The following is a 16,311-nucleotide window of genomic DNA, read 5'->3' as shown; positions in this document are numbered from 1 at the left end:
TATTGTCGTTCAATTAAAAGTCAAAGCTTAGCCGCTGGCGCACGCCTTCCATGGTGCGCTCAGCTTCTTCTCTGGCCCGTGCATTACCGTCGCGCAGGATGTCCTGAACAGTATCAGGACGACTTTCAAGCTCTCTGCGACGTTCATGGATGGGAGTCAGGAAACGCTCAAGGCTTTCGAGCAGAATCTTTTTACAATCCACACAACCCAGCGATGCAGAAGAACAGCCCTGACGGATTTCTGCCTGCTTGTCCGCATCTGTCATCAGCTCATGGTAGGGGAACAGGTTGCAGACTTCGGGGTTGCCCGGATCATTACGGCGCAGGCGGTTTTCATCCGTCTTCATACCGCGCACTTTGGGGGTGATTTCTTCCATAGAATCCCCGAGGTGAATGGCGTTGCCGTAGCTCTTGGACATTTTGCGTCCGTCAAGGCCGGGGCACTTGGCGGCAGGAGTCAGCTTTGCCTGCGGCTCAACCAGATAATCGCCGTAGAAATGATTGAAGCGGCGGCAGATTTCGCGCGTCATTTCAAGGTGGGGCAACTGATCCTGCCCCACAGGTACCCACTGCGGACGGTAGATAAGGATATCCGACGCCATCAGCACAGGGTAGCCGAGAAAACCGTAGTTACCCAGATCCTTGTTGGTAATCTGTTGTTGCTGTTCTTTATACGTGGGACAGCGTTCAAGCCAGCCAAGGGGGGTAATCATGGAAAGCAAAAGATGCAGTTCGGCATGCTGCTTCACCTGAGACTGCTGGAAAATAGTACACTTCTGCGGATCAAGGCCGGAAGCAACCCAGTCCATCACCAGCTGGGGAACAAATTCTTTAATGCGGGAGGGGTCGGCAAAGTCGCTTGTCAGGGCGTGCCAGTCGGCCACAAAAAAGAACGATTCCATTTCGTGCTGCATTTCTACCCAGTTCTTCAGCACGCCGAAATAGTGGCCAAGGTGCAGTGCGCCAGTAGGACGCATGCCCGAAACAGTGCGATTAGTGCTCATTGTCAGTGTTCCTCCAGATAAGATAATCAGCCGGCAAGCCCGAACATACTCAGAACCACTCTGGCGGAGCCATCCACCAGCGGCCACAGAACACGCCCCAGCATACCGCTTGTAAGCAGAATAATTACGATAATAATGCCGTAACGGCCTACCTGATGATACTGCCACGCCATTTTTGGTGGCAGCATTCCCGCAAGAATATGACTGCCGTCCAGCGGCGGGATGGGAATCAGGTTAAACCAGCCCAGCGTAAAGTTAATCCATACGCCGATGGCAGCCATGTTGATGAAAAATTCAAACACAGTGCCCTGTTGCAGGGCGGGCGGAAGCACTGTCAGCACCTTTGCAAACAAGGCAAAGCAGATTGCCAGTACAAAGTTGGTCAGCGGGCCGGCAAAAGAAACCAGCATCATGCCCTTTGAAGGGTTGCGGAACCAACGGGCATTTACAGGCACAGGCTTTGCCCAGCCAAGAACAAACGGGCTGGTAAGTGCAGTGAGCACAAACATAAGCGACCCCATCGGGTCGAGATGTACCGCGGGATTAAGCGTAAGACGCCCCTGCGACTTGGCAGTGGGATCGCCCAGACGCCATGCAGCCCAGCCATGAGCAACCTCATGGCAGACCATGCCAAGCATCATGGGGACGAATGCCACGGTGATGCGCTGTACACTTTGTGCAAAATCAATGTCAAACATAGCGTCTTGCGGCTACCACGAAGACGCAGGGAGAGCAAGAAAAACGCCACTTACACAGTGTAAAGAATTGCCACAGCGCCTTGTCATTCCGGCATGTCATGCTGTGAAGAAGCCATAATTTTGAAGAGCCGGACAAGCAGGGCTGCTTCTGCAATGCAGTTCATGTGTTAAGGGCTAAGTCCCTGCGCCAAAAGCATACACAAACCACACACGCTGCATCACAGAGTTTCAACCTGCATCTCCTGCCCTCCAATCCGCTATAATCACGTGCAAACAGCGCAAAAACGCCCGCAACAGGATATACGGCTGCGGGCGTTTTTACGCGATATACAAAAAGACCTGCCACCCTTTGGCCGGCAGTCTGAAGTAAAACGGGTCAGGTACAGCTACTCTGTTTTTGCCAGCGCCAGCGCTACCTTATTCTTCAGTTCTTCCTGATCCACGGATTTCACCACATAGTAGTCAGCAGCAATCGACTTCAGATCGTGCTGAAAGCTGTCGTACGCGGTACTCAGAATCACAGGCAGATCATGGTTATGGCTGCGTATCTGCTGCAGCAGATCAAGGCCGGAGACATCCGGCGCAAGCTTGATATCAAGAATCACCAGATTAGGCTGTTCCCGCGCGATGACCTCCATAATAGGCTCCTGCCCGTCAGAGGTGACAACGGCGTACCCTTCTGCTTCCAGCTCTTCTTTATACAGCATCCTGATGTGCTTTTCGTCATCTACCACTAGTATCGTTTTCGCAGGCATGATGCCTCCTTTTCTGCCCCGCCCCGCTACGGGCAACCAACGTGCCGCTGCAGCGGGCTATGCGTGAGCCAGTGTCGCGTAAAATATTTTCAGTACAAAAATACACCATCATCTACATAACAGGCAACGTCTCCTGCAACAAAGTATAAAAAAACGCCCCGATCTCTCAGGGCGTTTTTATCAAGTTAACGTTACAATCTGTTATACGGCAGAGTTACGACGGCCATAAAAGGCCAGCCCGCCAAGGCCGACCGCCAGCAACAGCAGGGCGGAGGGCTCCGGCGCGGGAGTGGGTGCCACCCCTGCCCAGTCCACATTAACAATGTGCAGATCGTAAAAATCCGGATTCACGCCTTCCCATTGCTGGTCCCAATTGACAATCTCCACAGGAGGCTGGCCGTCATAAGCAAAACCATCGGCAAGATAGTCCGACTTGTTCACATTGTAATATGCATTCAGCGTCACCGTATATTCCCCCGGCTCCAACGCGTATGCGGACATCCTTTCTGCCAAACGTGTAGGATACGCCGTTTGACTTCACCGAGCGCGAATACAATGCATCATCCATAAACTCCAGCAACTCACCGTCAGCAGTCCAGATTGCCAGCATGGGGTCAAAGTTGCCCCCAACCACGAGGTGGTGAAAAGCTGTGTATCCGCCCCCTTCTGCATAACAATTTTATAGTAGTGGATGTCATTGTGGTATGTAAGGTTTCCGGTAAAATCAAAATCTGAACCTGCTGCAGCGGACATGTTCCAAATCATTACCAATGTCAGCGCCCCCAGTAACTTTCTGATCATACAGTCTCCTCCTTTTGCAATTCACTCATTCCAACGCGGCAGAATATATCACTCACTAAAATTCCACTACTAGAAAGCAGCAGTTCCACCGCTGCCAACATGCGTATTGCAAAAACAAGCTGTTCCTTAGTCAGTCGTTGCCAACAGGCGCCAATCGGGGCATGTTGCCAGCTGCCGCAGCGTATTCATGGCGCTGCACACATGTAAAGGCGAAGAACATGGCCGCATACCATCCGCGGACACGTTTTTGCTGTGTACACCTTCAACTATCGGAACGGCTTATATGACCGAAAAAAGCAACAAATACGGCACAACCGTAGAGCTGCAACCTTCCGGCAAAAAGCTTGAGCTGCCCTACGTCACCAGCGTGCATCAGCTGCTGAACAAAGTAGGCGCGCGCAAGGGCACCGTGCTTGTCATCCGCGACGGCAAGCTGCTTACCCCCGACCGCAAGCTTTTCCGCGGCGACGAACTAATCGTCCGCACAGTGGTTTCTGCAGGCTGATACGGCTTGTTGCCTCCGGCACGGCTCCGGCATCCCCGCACATCATGGGGGGCCGCATGAACACAAACTACAGGAAAACACACCATGAAATGTAAACGCTGCAAAGCGACAGCCGCAGTAGCGCTGCCCAGCCATCATGCAGGTTTCTGCGAAGAGTGCTACGACCTGTTTTTTACCCGTCAGGTAGAAAAGGGCATCCGCAGACAAAAGCTGCTCACATTTGAAGACCGCATCCTTGTTGCCCTTTCCGGCGGCAAGGATTCGCTGGCGCTCATGCTGGTGCTCAGCAAGCTTGGCTACAATGTAACCGGCCTGCACATTGATCTTTCCATCCCGAACTCTTCCGAAGCCGCCCGCGGCGTGGTCGAGCGCTTTTGCGAAAAGCACGGCTTCAAGCTGATTGTTAAGGAAATGGCAAAAGAAGGGCTGGCAATTCCCGACGTAAAAGCACGCTTGAACCGCCCCATCTGCTCCGCATGCGGTAAAATCAAGCGCTACTTCTTTAACAAAACCGCGCTGGATGAAGGCTATACGGTGCTTGCCACCGGCCATAACCTTGATGACGAAATCGCACGTCTGTTCTCCAACACCCTGCGATGGGACCTTGCCTACCTTAGCGATCAGGGCCCCGGCCTGCCTGCAGAAGGTGGTTTTGCGCGCAAAATCAAACCACTGTACCGTCTGTCGGAGTTCGAAACCGCCAACTACAGCTTTTTGCAGGGCATTGAATACCACTATGCGCCCTGCCCCTACTCGCAAGGCGCAAGCTTTACACAGTACAAAAAGCTGTGGGCCGACCTTGAAGAACAGATGCCCGGCCGCAAGCTGGATTTTTACCTAGGCTTTCTGGAGCGCGGTAAAGAAGTGTTTGCCAAGCACGAAGAAACCCACGGTGACGAATTGCAGCCGTGTGAAAAATGCGGGTACCCCACTTCCGCAGAAGTATGCGGTGTCTGCCGCATTCGCGAAGCAGTATCTCAGGATTAAGTATCTCCTCCGCCCTGCCTGCAACCTTACCGGCAGGGCGGAGTTTCATGTTATGATAAAAGGGTCATCCTACCAGCTTTGTATGAAAGGTGAGTACGCATTTCCCGCGACTCCTTGCGGCAAACCAAAGTGCTAAGCTCCTCTGCCCCGCCCCGCGCAACCGGAAACATGCTTGCGAAACTGCTATCTGATATTTTAGACAGGTGGCACACGGCGGTTCCGGTTTGCATTATCTCTTTTTTTCAAACAATCCGAAGCCTCAGATAACCGCGGAATGCACCTGACAGTGCAAATCCTGCTCTTCAAGCCGGATACTTTTCTTACATCTGCAAACTAGTCCGGCCCGGGCCATCAATTAACCGGACAGCGCGCAGCAACTCCAACCAGCCATCAATGCTATGACAACGTCACCCAGACCCGCAGTTTCCGTTCTTATGCCAGTCTACAACGCGGCTTCGCTACAGCGAGACGGGCAAAGCGCCCTTGAATCCGCTGTGCAGAGTGTGCTGGCGCAGCAATATGATAGCTTTGAACTTGTGGCTGTGGATGACGGTTCTGATGATGACACGTTGCGCATTTTAAAAAGCTACGCACAGGCAGACAGCCGCGTACTCCCTGTTTCCATTCCGCACGGGGGCATTGTAGCCGCTCTTAACGCAGGGCTGGAAGCAGCGCGGGGGCGTTACATCGCCCGTATGGATGCCGATGATACCTGCCATCCTGAAAGACTGGCATTGCAAGCGGCCTGCCTTGACGCATCACCTCAGACGGGCCTTGTCTCGTGCCGTGTCAACTTTGCCGGTGACAGAGAGGTAAACGGCGGCTATGCACGCTATGTGGACTGGACAAACACCTTACTGACGGCAGAGGACATCGCGCTTGAACGCTTTCGCGAATCTCCTTTTGCGCACCCTTCCGTCATGTTCCGCGCGTCGCTTATTGCCGAGCACGGAAAGTATGCAGACGGCCCGTTTCCTGAAGATTACGAGCTGTGGCTGCGCTGGCTTGAAGCAGGTGTAAACATGCAGAAGCTGCCTCAGACCCTGCTGAACTGGTACGACCCGCCCACGCGACTTTCACGCACGCATGCCAATTATGACGTGGATAATTTTTACGCCCTGAAAACACGCTATCTCGCACGCTGGCTTGCGCAAAACAATCCGCACCATCCCGAAATCACCATTATCGGCGCAGGCAAAACAAGCAGACGCCGCGCCAATCTGCTACGTGAGCACGGCATCACCATCCGCTGCTGGATTGACGTTGACCCGCGCAAAATCGGCAACATCGTAGACGGCATCCGCGTCTGCGGACGCAACGCGCTACCCGAAACAGGCAAAGGATTCTGCCTTGCATACCTTGCCGGGCACGGTGCCGCGGAAGAACTTGAGCCGTTCCTTGCCGCAAAAGGATATCGCAAGGGTATTGATTACTTGCTGGCTTCTTAGAAGGAGAACTTTTTAAAACATTATCTAAGGATAGAGGAGTTAATAAACAGCTAATTCAGACATTGGTAGAAGTTATCATAAAAAAACAACTACGTTATTCCTTTAAACTTAAATAGATCAAGTTCAACCATCTCTTTGAACTTCTCAAAAATCGCTTCGTGGTACTTTTGTAAATACGTTGTAACCTCTTCATTACCGAGCAATCTTTTCAAATATGACTGGATCGAAATAAAATCTACCATATCAATTCCATACTGTTCTTTCAGCGAACAAACTTCCTGAGACAAGGCTAAGCTCTCTTCTTCAAGTCTAGCTTGCCTTGCCAGAATTGCAGGATTACCCTGCGTCGGTTTCCCTTTAGCTATGAGTTGATCCGTTGGAGTTCCATTCAAAAGGGCTTTGGCATAGGTCGAACTAAACTTATTCTGATCATTCATAAGCATTGCGACAGTGAGTTGTCTTGCCGCTTTCATTCTTTTGAGCACTCGAAATACAGGCTCCGGTACAGGCTTATCCTTCAGTAGTTCAACTACTTCAGAAGAAACCCCTGCAAGTAAATACTTCTTATTTCTAATTGTTCGCAACTCAAGGTTTAAAGCCGCAGCAAGTTTCTCTTCCGAAACGCCAGCTTCTATTGCCTTCACAATCATCCTGTGTTCTTGGATCGCTGAAAGCTTGTTGATATATTTGTTATAAGTATAGGCTTCATCTTCTGTTGCAACAAGACATGAGACGCGTTCAATACCAAGCTCCTTAAGTGCTGCAAGGCGTAAATGTCCATCTAGCAGCAAATAGCCATTACCATTTCCAAGAGGAGAAACCACTGGAGCCTCAATCAATCCAACCTCTTTAATTGAAGATAGTATTTGGATATATTTTCTTCCCCGTAGGCTCTGTGAAAAAACTCTTCTTGTCTGGTGCAAATCAAACACTTCAAGTTCAATGAGTTCCGTTTGAAAACCTTGCTTTATTCTATCCGCCATACCCTTACCTATCTAATATTCCTAAAATATTTTTAGGAATATCATGCATACCTACAGCTTTAAGCTGATTTCTAAAATGAACATCTTCTAGTAACATAGAAAGTGCGCTTGTCGTATACGTCAATGCTTGTTTAATATAATACGATTGCGCCACTAATTGCTTTTTCTCTTTTGACTCCCTTTCATATGCTGCAATCAACTCTTCAGCTGAAATTTTGTTTGAGGGACGGATAGGAGCGTACTTCCCCTTTCCATAATGCTTACGGCGCGTCACAATCTTCTGAATCTCCTTAAACTTCTTCCCAGACAATTCGCCAGATTCATACGCACCAGCTAAAGCTTTCTGCACATCAGAATCTCTTTCTGTTGCAATCATAATCGCTTGATACAAAGGAACACGCCCTTTTTCCACTGCGCTGACCAAATACTCTTCTCCTTGGTCCAATAACCGGATAATTCCTTGGATATAATTTTTTCCGAGGTTCGTTTTTCTGGCAATATCGCTATTAGAATATCCTCGTTCTCGTAGAAGCTTGATGCTCTGCAACAATTCGAGAGCATTACTGCTTCGTCGAGCAATATTCTCAACCAAACTCATAAGGTGTGCTTCTTCTCTGCTTACTTCACGTATTATTGCCGGAATCTCATCCTCCCCAGCTGCAATATACGCTTCCAACCGTCCTTGCCCGCAAACAAGGTCATACATTTTCCCATTTCTCTTGCCTCGCAGCGTGACCGTTATTGGCCGCTTAAGACCTACATTCAAAATGTTCTGTCGTATTTCTTCTGCGATAATTTGGTTACGAACGCGCGGGTTCAAAATGTTAATTTCCTCAATGGGGATAAGTTTGACTTCGTCTATGTGCATCTTTGACCGCCTTATCTAGGGGAATATTAACACTCAAACTGAGCATATTTTCCAAGCTATCTGTCCGAAAACTATCTAGAAACCCTATATTCCTTTCATATAATTTCAAAAGATCATAAGAAAATTCAAGTGCGGGCAAGATATAATAGTCATGTATAGCTTCGTTATTGAGATTCATACGCACAGCAATGGTTATGTCTGGCCGAAGCCCAGTATCAAATCTAATATTCCAACGTCGTCCCCCTGAAGAGGTGGCAACACATCGGCTAATTACTATGGAAATGAATAAGTTGTAATTGAGCTCCATTAAACAACTTTCAGGATCGACGAGGATGTGCCTCCCACACAACGCTTCCACACGATTGATTACATCTGCAACTATTTCAAAGTGTAAGGCGCGTAAGCGTTGATTAATGGCAACATATTGATAGTCCCGTTCTGGGGTGTAGCCAATCATCCGATATGCGCGTAGAAGACCGCCAAAGCGGGTACGAAACAAACTACTCGGTGGCAAGGAGCCTGCTTCATCAATGATCAAGGCTGACAGACGCCCTTGACGATCATAAAGCTCCCGAAGCCCTTGCAATAACTCTGTATCTGTTAGTTTTTTGCTCCGCTCCCGATATATTCCCCGTACAGTATAGAACCGCTCCATATCCACTAAAGGCTCAAATGCTCCTTCTTTACGAATCCACTCACCTTCTGGGTTAACCTTTGTCTTACTTTTCATTTTGTTGGATGTTCTATTAAATACATTGGTTCCAATGTATTTCTCGTTGGTAAGCACTTCTCGCACTGTCCCACGAGACCAAGGTCGCCCAAATTGATTGCACACCCCCCGCTGATTTAGATGGGTTGCAATCTCTGACTCACGCATCCCTTTGATAAATTGATCATAAATCCAAAGAACATTATCTTTTTCTTCCTCGGGACCAGGGATTAATATCACGCGCTCTGTAAGCAAGCTTTTACGTTGTCCTATCACTAACTCTTGTTTGCGATGGCCTGCTTCATCTAAAAGCATTCTCCGGAGTCCGTACCCTGCAACACCCCCTTGCCGATAACCTTTTTCAACCAAATTACATTGGCCAATCCATACCTTTCGAGATAGCTGACGGCAGTAGTCACTGGCACTCTCATCTCTTAGTAAGGTCATGATACGATCAGCCAATGTGCTCGTAAGCGACAGAGGCTTGTCACAGGGGTGGCACATGACGTTCTTTCGTTCCAACAACATCCTATAAAACTCCGCATCGCGACTGTTAACAAAGCGCCCCCAGCGACTTTCATCCAAATACAAAACGAGATTAAAGGTATTCTCACCGGCCTCAACATCAGCAATCAAAGCGAGAAACTGCTCACGGCCTTCTGCTGTCATTCCGCTAACACCGAAGTCGGCATAGACTTCAACTACTTCTATGCCGTAATGGAGTGCAAAAGAGCGGATTTGCCGTTCTTGATTCTCTAAAGACTCCGCTTGAAGGTCTGTCGACATCCGGACATAGATGGCACATTTAAGCCCAAGCTGTTGCACCTCTTCAACGGTATATGTTCTTTCTCCTTGCAGCATCAACTGAACAGCTCCCTATTCTGTTATTGAGTTTTCAGTTTTACAATCTCAACCAGAGAAAGAGTTATGTCTAGAAAGTTATTGTGGCAGATTTGCCACAACATAGAAATTAATAATACAATATTGACATCTTGCATTGTGCTCATACTAAAGAAAAACAAACTTACGACTAAGCAAGTTGCGTTGGACCTTAATATACCCACAGAACGTGTTCGCAACTGGTATTATCGCAGTACAGGGATAACTGCTCTAGACTTATTAAAAATGCGGCATTGCTATAAGTTTATTGAAGACTTCATACAATCACCTGCCAACATAATTCAAAGAGCTAATCCCTCCCCGCCACACGTCCGCCATCAAACGGACAAGAAATTTCCACAACAACGGCACGCACCTGCCACCTGTTGTAGCCAATATCCTGATCAAAAAGATGATGCCTGATGGCATAGGGCAACGCCCCGGGAGGCTTCGATGGATGAAACAGCGCTTAAGGCCGATCTGCATGTCCACTCGCGGTATTCAACCAGACCATCGCAATGGATTCTGCAAAAGCTAGGCTGCGCAGAGAGTTATACAGACCCGCTCGTGCTGTATCATACAGCCCTGCAACGCGGCATGGATCTGGTCACCATCACCGATCACAATACAATATCCGGCAGTCTTGAGATTGCCCACCTGCCGAACACCTTCATCAGCGAAGAAATAACCGCATATTTTCCTGAAGACCGGTGCAAGCTTCATGTACTGGCATGGAACATCACCGAAGCTCATCATCAAGACATCTCCCGCCTGCGCGAAAACGTCTACGAGCTTGTGGATTACCTCATATACACAGGCATCCCGCACGGCATCGCCCATCCGATGTATTCACTTAACGACAAGCTTACTGTCAGCCACCTCGAACGCATGCTGCTGCTTTTCCGCACGTTCGAGCTGAACGGCTCACGCGATGCCTACCAGAACAACATCCTGCGGGAAATTCTGCAAAACCTTGACGCTCCAGCCATGGAAAAATTGGCTGCGAAGCATAACATGGCCCCGCGTATGGAAAAGCCATGGCTCAAAAACCTGACCGCTGGCTCCGACGACCATTCTTCGCTGAACATCGCCCGCAGCCACACCATAGTGACCGGAATCAATGCGCGGAGAGAACTGCACATTGAAGACTACCTGCACGGCGTTATGAATGGCCGCTCGCAACCGGCAGGCCGCGATGCCACGCCGGAAACCATGGCCCACAACCTCTACTCCATCGCCTACCAGTTCTATAAAGATAAGTTTTCGCTGGGGCAGCACGTTCATCGCGACCTGTTGCTGCGCTTTGTCGACAAATCACTATGCGCTGCGCAGGAACCGGAAAGCGGTCTGATGACCAAGCTGCACAGTCTCATCGGTTATCGCAGGCCCGCACACTTTTTCTCCGGCCCGCCGCGTTCTGTGCAGGGGCTGTTGCAAAAAGAAGCCGAAGACATCATCTGGCGCGACGAAGAGCTGCGTAACATTGCGGCAGGTCAGCTAAAAGCAGCTACGCCGCGCCCGCATGCCAAGGCCGCTGCAAATGCAGATGCAGGCAGCACGACCGGAGAAGAAACATGGTACCGGTTTGTGAACCGTGCCACACAAAAAGTAATGACCGGCTTCGGCGCCAGTCTGATGGACAACCTGCAGGGTGCCAACCTGTTCAGTGTATTCAACAGCATGGGGTCTGCGGGATCGCTGTACGCCATGCTTGTACCATATTTTGTCGCATATACGCTGTTCACCAGAGACCGCGAATTCTGCCGCCAGTGCCGCGATGCCTTTACGGATACACACCGGCCCCATGCCAGTCTGAACGTGGGGCACTTTACCGACACGTTTCACGATGTGAACGGCGTTGCCCTGACTTTGCAAATGCAGATGGAGATGGCCATAAAAAATGACAAGCAGCTGAAAATTATCACCTGCGGACCGGAAGGAGGTGAACCGGTCAGACTACAAGGTGTTGTTAATTTTCCATCCGTAGGAACCTGCACCATGCCTGAATATCCTGAACTGAAGCTGTTCTCTCCGCCGGTGCTTGATATAATCCGTTACTGCTACACAGAAGACTTCACGCACATACACTCTGCCACCCCTGGGCCCATGGGGCTGATGGCTCTGGCAGTTGCCCGTATCCTTAAGTTGCCCATCCATGCCACGTACCACACGGCCTTTCCGCAATATGTCAGCATGCTGACCGAAGACGCAGGGCTGGAAGACGCAATGTGGCGTTACATGGTGTGGTATTACAATCAGATGGACAGGGTATACGTACCTTCCAGAGCGACTGCGCAAGACCTGATAGCCCGCGGTATCCACCCGAACAAAGTGGTGTTCTACCCCAGAGGCATTGATACCGAGCGTTTCAACCCTGCATACCGCAACGGGTTCTACAAAAAGTACAACAGCGCGCCTGACAAAACACGCCTGCTTTACGTGGGCCGCATTTCACGCGAAAAAAACCTGCACATACTGGCGCAGGCTTTCAAGCAGCTGATAAACCGTCGTAACGATGTCGAACTAGTCATTGTGGGTGACGGCCCCTGGGCGGAACCCATGCAGTCTGCGCTTGCAGGGCTGCCTGTCATCTTCACCGGCTACCTTGCCGATGATGAACTGAGCGCAGCCTATGCCTCTGCCGATGTTTTCGTCTTTCCGTCCGGCACCGATACTTTCGGCAACGTAGTGCTGGAAGCGCAGGCATCCGGCCTGCCCGTCATTGTAACTGACAAGGGCGGCCCCTGCGAAAACCTGCTGCCCCATGAGACAGGCACCATAGTACCGGAAGGCAACGCGCAGGCACTGGCTCGCGCCATGGAAGCCCTTTGCGCTGATAAAAAGCAGCTTACCCGGATGCGCCGCGAAGCACGTGCCTATGCGGAAAGCCGCTCGTTCGAGGCTGCATTCCTTCAGCAATGGGATATGTACCGAGTCGAAAATGTGGCGTGATGCACGCCTGCCTCTTTTCCTGCTGGCAGAACAAAAAACGACGACGCTGCACGTAGCCACGACCTGAGCCGTCAGTAGTTAACCACAGACTCTATCAGGCAAACAGCAGGCAGAGGGCATCGGCCATCGCTGCTGTCTGATTTCTTTATAGCTTCCCCTCCGACCTTACCTTTCAGGCAAGCCCACCTCTTAATCCAGTTATAAAAACTCCGAACGTGGCTAGCGCGTGCAAGGTCACGCCTCACGTAATTTCTTTCAGACTCCCTCATTAAAAATCAAAGAGAGCCTTTCCTTCACTTCCGCCGCGTAGTGGTGTAGCCGTGGGTGCGGCTCTGCACATTTCACGCTCTGCGTTGCCCGCACGGGCTCCGCATACGGAGGCTTTATGCAATATGATTTTGATACTCGCCTGCATCGTCTGGGCACACGTTCTGAAAAATGGGACGAGATGGAAACCCGTTACGGCGTACCTGCAACGGGCGACCCTGCCGGAATTGCCATGTGGGTGGCAGATATGGATTTCAAATCGCCTCCGGCAGTGAACGAAGCTGTTGCCGCCATGGCACAAACCGGTCTGTACGGCTACCCCGGCGCATGGCACGACCATGACGAAGCTCTTACCTCATGGCTTTCACGCCGTCATGGCTGGAACATCCATCCGCAGTGGGTGTTGCGCATGCCCAACGTGGTCACAGCGCTGCATCTTATCATTCAGGCATTCACCGGACCGGATGAAGGCATCATAGTGCAGCCACCTGTATACCCGCCCTTTCTGCTTGCCCCGCAAAACAACGGCCGCAAAGTGCTGGAAAACCCGCTCCGCCGCGAAGAAGGCCCAGATGGTCCGCGCTTTGTAATGGATTATGACAACCTAGAAGAGCAGTGCCGCAACGGCGGCAAGGTGCTTATCCTGTGCAGTCCTCACAACCCCGGTGGCAGAGTCTGGCACAAGGAAGAACTCTCGCGGCTGGCAGAAATCTGCCTGAAGTACGATGTGCTTATTGTCAGTGACGAAATTCACCACGACCTTGTGTACGAAGGCCATACGCATACCATGCTGGCAACTATTGCTCCTGAAATTGCCGACCGCACCATCACCTGCATTTCAGCCACAAAAACATTCAATCTGGCTGGCTCCATGCTGGGTCTGGCAGTGGTACAAAACGCCGGACTGCGCGCACGCCTGCAAAAAACCATGCACGCTGCCGGCCTGTTTGATCCTTCTGCCTTCGGGCTTGCAATGTCCATTGCCGCATACAACCACGGAGATGCGTGGCGAAAGGAACTGCTCACATATCTGGACGGCAACAGGCAGCTGGTGCAGCAACAGCTTGGAACCGTCAACGGCATTGAACCGATGCGCCCCGAAGCTACCTACCTGACGTGGATCGACTTTGAAAAAACAGGCCTGCCCAAAGATGCAATCATCCGGAAGCTGCAGCAGGAAGCCCGACTGGCGCTGAATCACGGTGCAACATTCGGTACCGGAGGCGAGCTGTGCATGCGGCTTAACTTTGCCTGCCCGCGTAGCGTGCTTCAGGAAGCATTGGACAGAATCATCAATGTATTCAGCGGGTAATACTTCGCTACATGCTGTATCAATTGTATTGCCGTATCTATTCTTTATACTGCCAGTCGTTTTACCACTACAGCACGGCAGACAGTAAGAGTACTACCAACAGATATTGTAATTACACACAGCTCAAATAACATGAAAATCAAGCAAGTTACAAAAATGTAATTGTCATTTTATCTCTGCATTCAGCACGAAAATGCCTTGACTCATTGCACCTTGCTCGGTTTAGATGAAGCGATTTTTTTGTAGACTGCCCCATCCCCCACACCGACACCTGCGGAAGGGTGCCGGATATGCGGGCTGTCACATTTTTCGCAAATTTTCATTTGGAGGTACTGGATGAAGCGCATCCTGAAACTCATGCTGCTCGCACTTGTTGCCATGCTCGCGTTCGGCTGCAGTGCAGAGCCCGAAGAAAAAAAGGCTGAAACCGCAGCTCCCGCTGAAAAAGCAGCTGAAGCACCTAAAGTTGATAAAAAAGTCCTGCGCCTTGCCATGGATGCAGACCCTGTATCTCTTGACCCCCACGTTCAGCTTTCCGGTGGCATGCTGCAGTACTCGCACATCGTATTCGACCCGCTGGTTCGCTGGACCCGTGACATGGGCTTTGAGCCCCGTCTGGCTGAAAAATTTGAGCGTATTGACCCCCTGACCATGCGCTTTCATCTGCGCAAGGGCGTCAAGTTCCACAGCGGCAACGAATTCACCGCAGCTGACGTAGCATGGACTCTTAACCGCCTGCACCAGTCTCAGGACTACAAGGCGCTGTTCGAACCCTTTGCCGAGCCTAAAATCATCGACGATTACACCATCGACATCATCACCAAAAAGCCGTACCCCCTGCTGCTGAACATGGCTACCTACATCTTCCCCATGGACAGCAAGTTTTACTCCGGCAACGATGAAAGCGGCCAGCCCAAAGATGCCATCGTCAAAACCGGCCCCTCGTTTGCCAACGTAAACGAATCCGGCACCGGTCCCTTCTACGTGGTATCCCGCGAACAGGGCGTACAGATGGTTCTGAAAGCCTTCCCCGAATACTGGGGCCCCCGCGGCAACGTTGAAGAAATTGACCTGAAGCCCATTAAGAACGACGCTACCCGTGTAGCTTCCGTACTTTCCGGCGACGTTGACTTCATCATGCCCGTTCCTCCGCAGGACTACGACCGTCTGGCCAGCCATGACAAAGTCAGACTGATCACCATGGCCGGTTCGCGCCTTATCACCCTGCAGATGAACCAGAACCGTATAGAAGCCTTCAAGGACGCACGTGTTCGTCAGGCCATGGTATACGCTACCGACAATGCAGGTATCGCAGCCAAAATCATGAAAGGCCGCGCAACTGCCGCCGGTCAGCAGGGTCCCGAAGGCTTCTTCGGCTACAAGCCTGAGCTTGCTCCCCGCTTCGACCTTGAAAAAGCAAAACAGCTGATGAAGGAAGCCGGTTACGAAAAAGGCTTTGAAGTGACCATGATCGCTCCTAACAACCGTTACGTGAACGATGAAAAGATCGCTGAAGCTTTCGTTTCCATGATGGCTAAAATCGGCATCACCGTTAACCTGAAGACCATGCCCAAGGCTCAGTACTGGGATGAGTTCGACGCACAGGTTGCTGACGTCCAGATGGTCGGCTGGCACCCTGATACCGAAGACTCCGCCAACTACACCGAGTTCCTGCTGATGTGCCCCAACAAGGAAACCGGCTACGGCCAGTACAACAGCGGCAACTACTGCAACAAAAAGGTTGATGAGCTGATCATCGCCTCGCAGAGCGAAACCGACAAGGCAAAGCGTACCGCCCAGCTGCAGGAAGTAGAGCAGATCGTATACGACGAAGCTGCTTACATTCCCCTGCACTGGCAGCACCTGTCCTGGGCAGTTGCTCCCCACGTGAAAAACGCAGAAGACATCGTCAACGTTATGGACTTCCCCTACTTTGGCGACCTTGTGATCGAATAATTCCTGATCATACCGCGGAGCGGGCATATGCCCGCTCCGCTTATGCAAAGACGCTTTGAAAGGAAGGCAACCCGTAACCTGTTTGCCTTCCTTTCAAAGCGTCTTTGAGACAGAAAATTACAATGAACCGGCCTCAGGCCGGTTCCGTGTCTCTATAAAGACAACCAACCACATGATTTCAACCCTCT

The 16,311-nt window shown here is 50.9% G+C and carries 14 protein-coding genes; 6 read left to right on the top strand and 8 right to left on the bottom strand.

The window, feature by feature from the left end; all coding sequences use genetic code 11:
* Window positions 1-13: 13 nt before the first annotated feature.
* From trpS to ACK5LI_RS02110, 5 genes are all read right to left on the bottom strand, one after another.
* Window positions 14-1,003: a tryptophan--tRNA ligase gene (gene trpS, locus ACK5LI_RS02130; RefSeq protein ID WP_416945984.1), complete on the bottom strand. Its 990-nt coding sequence runs from the start codon at window positions 1,001-1,003 to the stop codon at window positions 14-16.
* A 26-nt stretch (window positions 1,004-1,029) separates the two neighbouring features.
* The gene (locus ACK5LI_RS02125; RefSeq protein WP_416945983.1) at window positions 1,030-1,701 is read right to left on the bottom strand and encodes a site-2 protease family protein; all 672 of its coding nucleotides are present in this window, start codon (window positions 1,699-1,701) and stop codon (window positions 1,030-1,032) included.
* A gap of 386 nt (window positions 1,702-2,087) precedes the next feature.
* On the bottom strand, window positions 2,088-2,456 hold the full coding sequence (locus ACK5LI_RS02120; protein WP_416945982.1) for a response regulator: 369 nt from the start codon (window positions 2,454-2,456) through the stop codon (window positions 2,088-2,090).
* Window positions 2,457-2,657: 201 nt separating this feature from the next.
* Window positions 2,658-2,957 carry a DVUA0089 family protein gene (locus ACK5LI_RS02115; RefSeq protein ID WP_416945981.1) on the bottom strand — a complete coding sequence of 100 codons (300 nt, stop codon included), beginning with the start codon at window positions 2,955-2,957 and terminating at the stop codon, window positions 2,658-2,660.
* A gap of 36 nt (window positions 2,958-2,993) precedes the next feature.
* Complete coding sequence (locus ACK5LI_RS02110) at window positions 2,994-3,257, bottom strand: hypothetical protein (RefSeq protein WP_416945980.1); 264 nt, start codon at window positions 3,255-3,257, stop codon at window positions 2,994-2,996.
* 283 nt (window positions 3,258-3,540) lie between these two features.
* Here ACK5LI_RS02110 and ACK5LI_RS02105 point away from each other — a divergent pair, with 283 nt between their 5' ends.
* The 3 genes from ACK5LI_RS02105 to ACK5LI_RS02095 all read left to right on the top strand — a co-directional run bounded on the left by ACK5LI_RS02105 (window position 3,541) and on the right by ACK5LI_RS02095 (window position 6,197).
* Window positions 3,541-3,762, top strand: a complete 222-nt coding sequence (locus tag ACK5LI_RS02105) for a MoaD/ThiS family protein (protein ID WP_416945979.1) — start codon at window positions 3,541-3,543, stop codon at window positions 3,760-3,762.
* Between the two features lie 84 nt (window positions 3,763-3,846).
* Window positions 3,847-4,749: a TIGR00269 family protein gene (locus ACK5LI_RS02100; RefSeq protein ID WP_416945978.1), complete on the top strand. Its 903-nt coding sequence runs from the start codon at window positions 3,847-3,849 to the stop codon at window positions 4,747-4,749.
* Between the two features lie 398 nt (window positions 4,750-5,147).
* On the top strand, window positions 5,148-6,197 hold the full coding sequence (locus ACK5LI_RS02095; protein ID WP_416945977.1) for a glycosyltransferase: 1,050 nt from the start codon (window positions 5,148-5,150) through the stop codon (window positions 6,195-6,197).
* An 89-nt stretch (window positions 6,198-6,286) separates the two neighbouring features.
* Here ACK5LI_RS02095 and ACK5LI_RS02090 read toward each other — a convergent pair whose 3' ends face one another.
* From ACK5LI_RS02090 to ACK5LI_RS02080, 3 genes are read right to left on the bottom strand one after another with little or no spacing between them, the layout of a single operon-like run.
* A complete protein-coding gene (locus ACK5LI_RS02090; RefSeq protein WP_416945976.1) occupies window positions 6,287-7,180 on the bottom strand; it encodes a plasmid partitioning protein RepB C-terminal domain-containing protein in 894 nt (297 codons plus the stop codon).
* Window positions 7,181-7,184: 4 nt separating this feature from the next.
* Window positions 7,185-8,048 (bottom strand): ParB/RepB/Spo0J family partition protein, encoded by an 864-nt coding sequence (locus ACK5LI_RS02085; protein ID WP_416945975.1) that lies wholly within the window; start codon window positions 8,046-8,048, stop codon window positions 7,185-7,187.
* A complete protein-coding gene (locus ACK5LI_RS02080; RefSeq protein WP_416945974.1) occupies window positions 8,014-9,618 on the bottom strand; it encodes a recombinase family protein in 1,605 nt (534 codons plus the stop codon). Before ACK5LI_RS02080 ends, ACK5LI_RS02085 begins: the two co-directional genes overlap by 35 nt.
* A 471-nt stretch (window positions 9,619-10,089) precedes the next feature.
* Between ACK5LI_RS02080 and ACK5LI_RS02075 the strand changes: the two genes are divergently transcribed.
* The 3 genes from ACK5LI_RS02075 (at window position 10,090) to ACK5LI_RS02065 (ending at window position 16,123) form a co-directional block, all read left to right on the top strand.
* Window positions 10,090-12,588 carry a glycosyltransferase gene (locus ACK5LI_RS02075; protein WP_416945973.1) on the top strand — a complete coding sequence of 833 codons (2,499 nt, stop codon included), beginning with the start codon at window positions 10,090-10,092 and terminating at the stop codon, window positions 12,586-12,588.
* 385 nt (window positions 12,589-12,973) lie between these two features.
* Window positions 12,974-14,167, top strand: a complete 1,194-nt coding sequence (locus tag ACK5LI_RS02070; protein ID WP_416945972.1) for a MalY/PatB family protein — start codon at window positions 12,974-12,976, stop codon at window positions 14,165-14,167.
* Window positions 14,168-14,503: 336 nt separating this feature from the next.
* The gene (locus tag ACK5LI_RS02065) at window positions 14,504-16,123 is read left to right on the top strand and encodes an ABC transporter substrate-binding protein (RefSeq protein ID WP_416945971.1); all 1,620 of its coding nucleotides are present in this window, start codon (window positions 14,504-14,506) and stop codon (window positions 16,121-16,123) included.
* The last annotated feature ends 188 nt before the right edge of the window (window positions 16,124-16,311 follow it).

It is taken from the genome of Oleidesulfovibrio sp. (genome assembly GCF_047973035.1).
In the GTDB taxonomy this organism is placed as follows: domain Bacteria; phylum Desulfobacterota; class Desulfovibrionia; order Desulfovibrionales; family Desulfovibrionaceae; genus Oleidesulfovibrio.
Note: the sequence above shows the minus strand (reverse complement) of the source record. Positions and strands in the feature narration are given on the sequence as shown.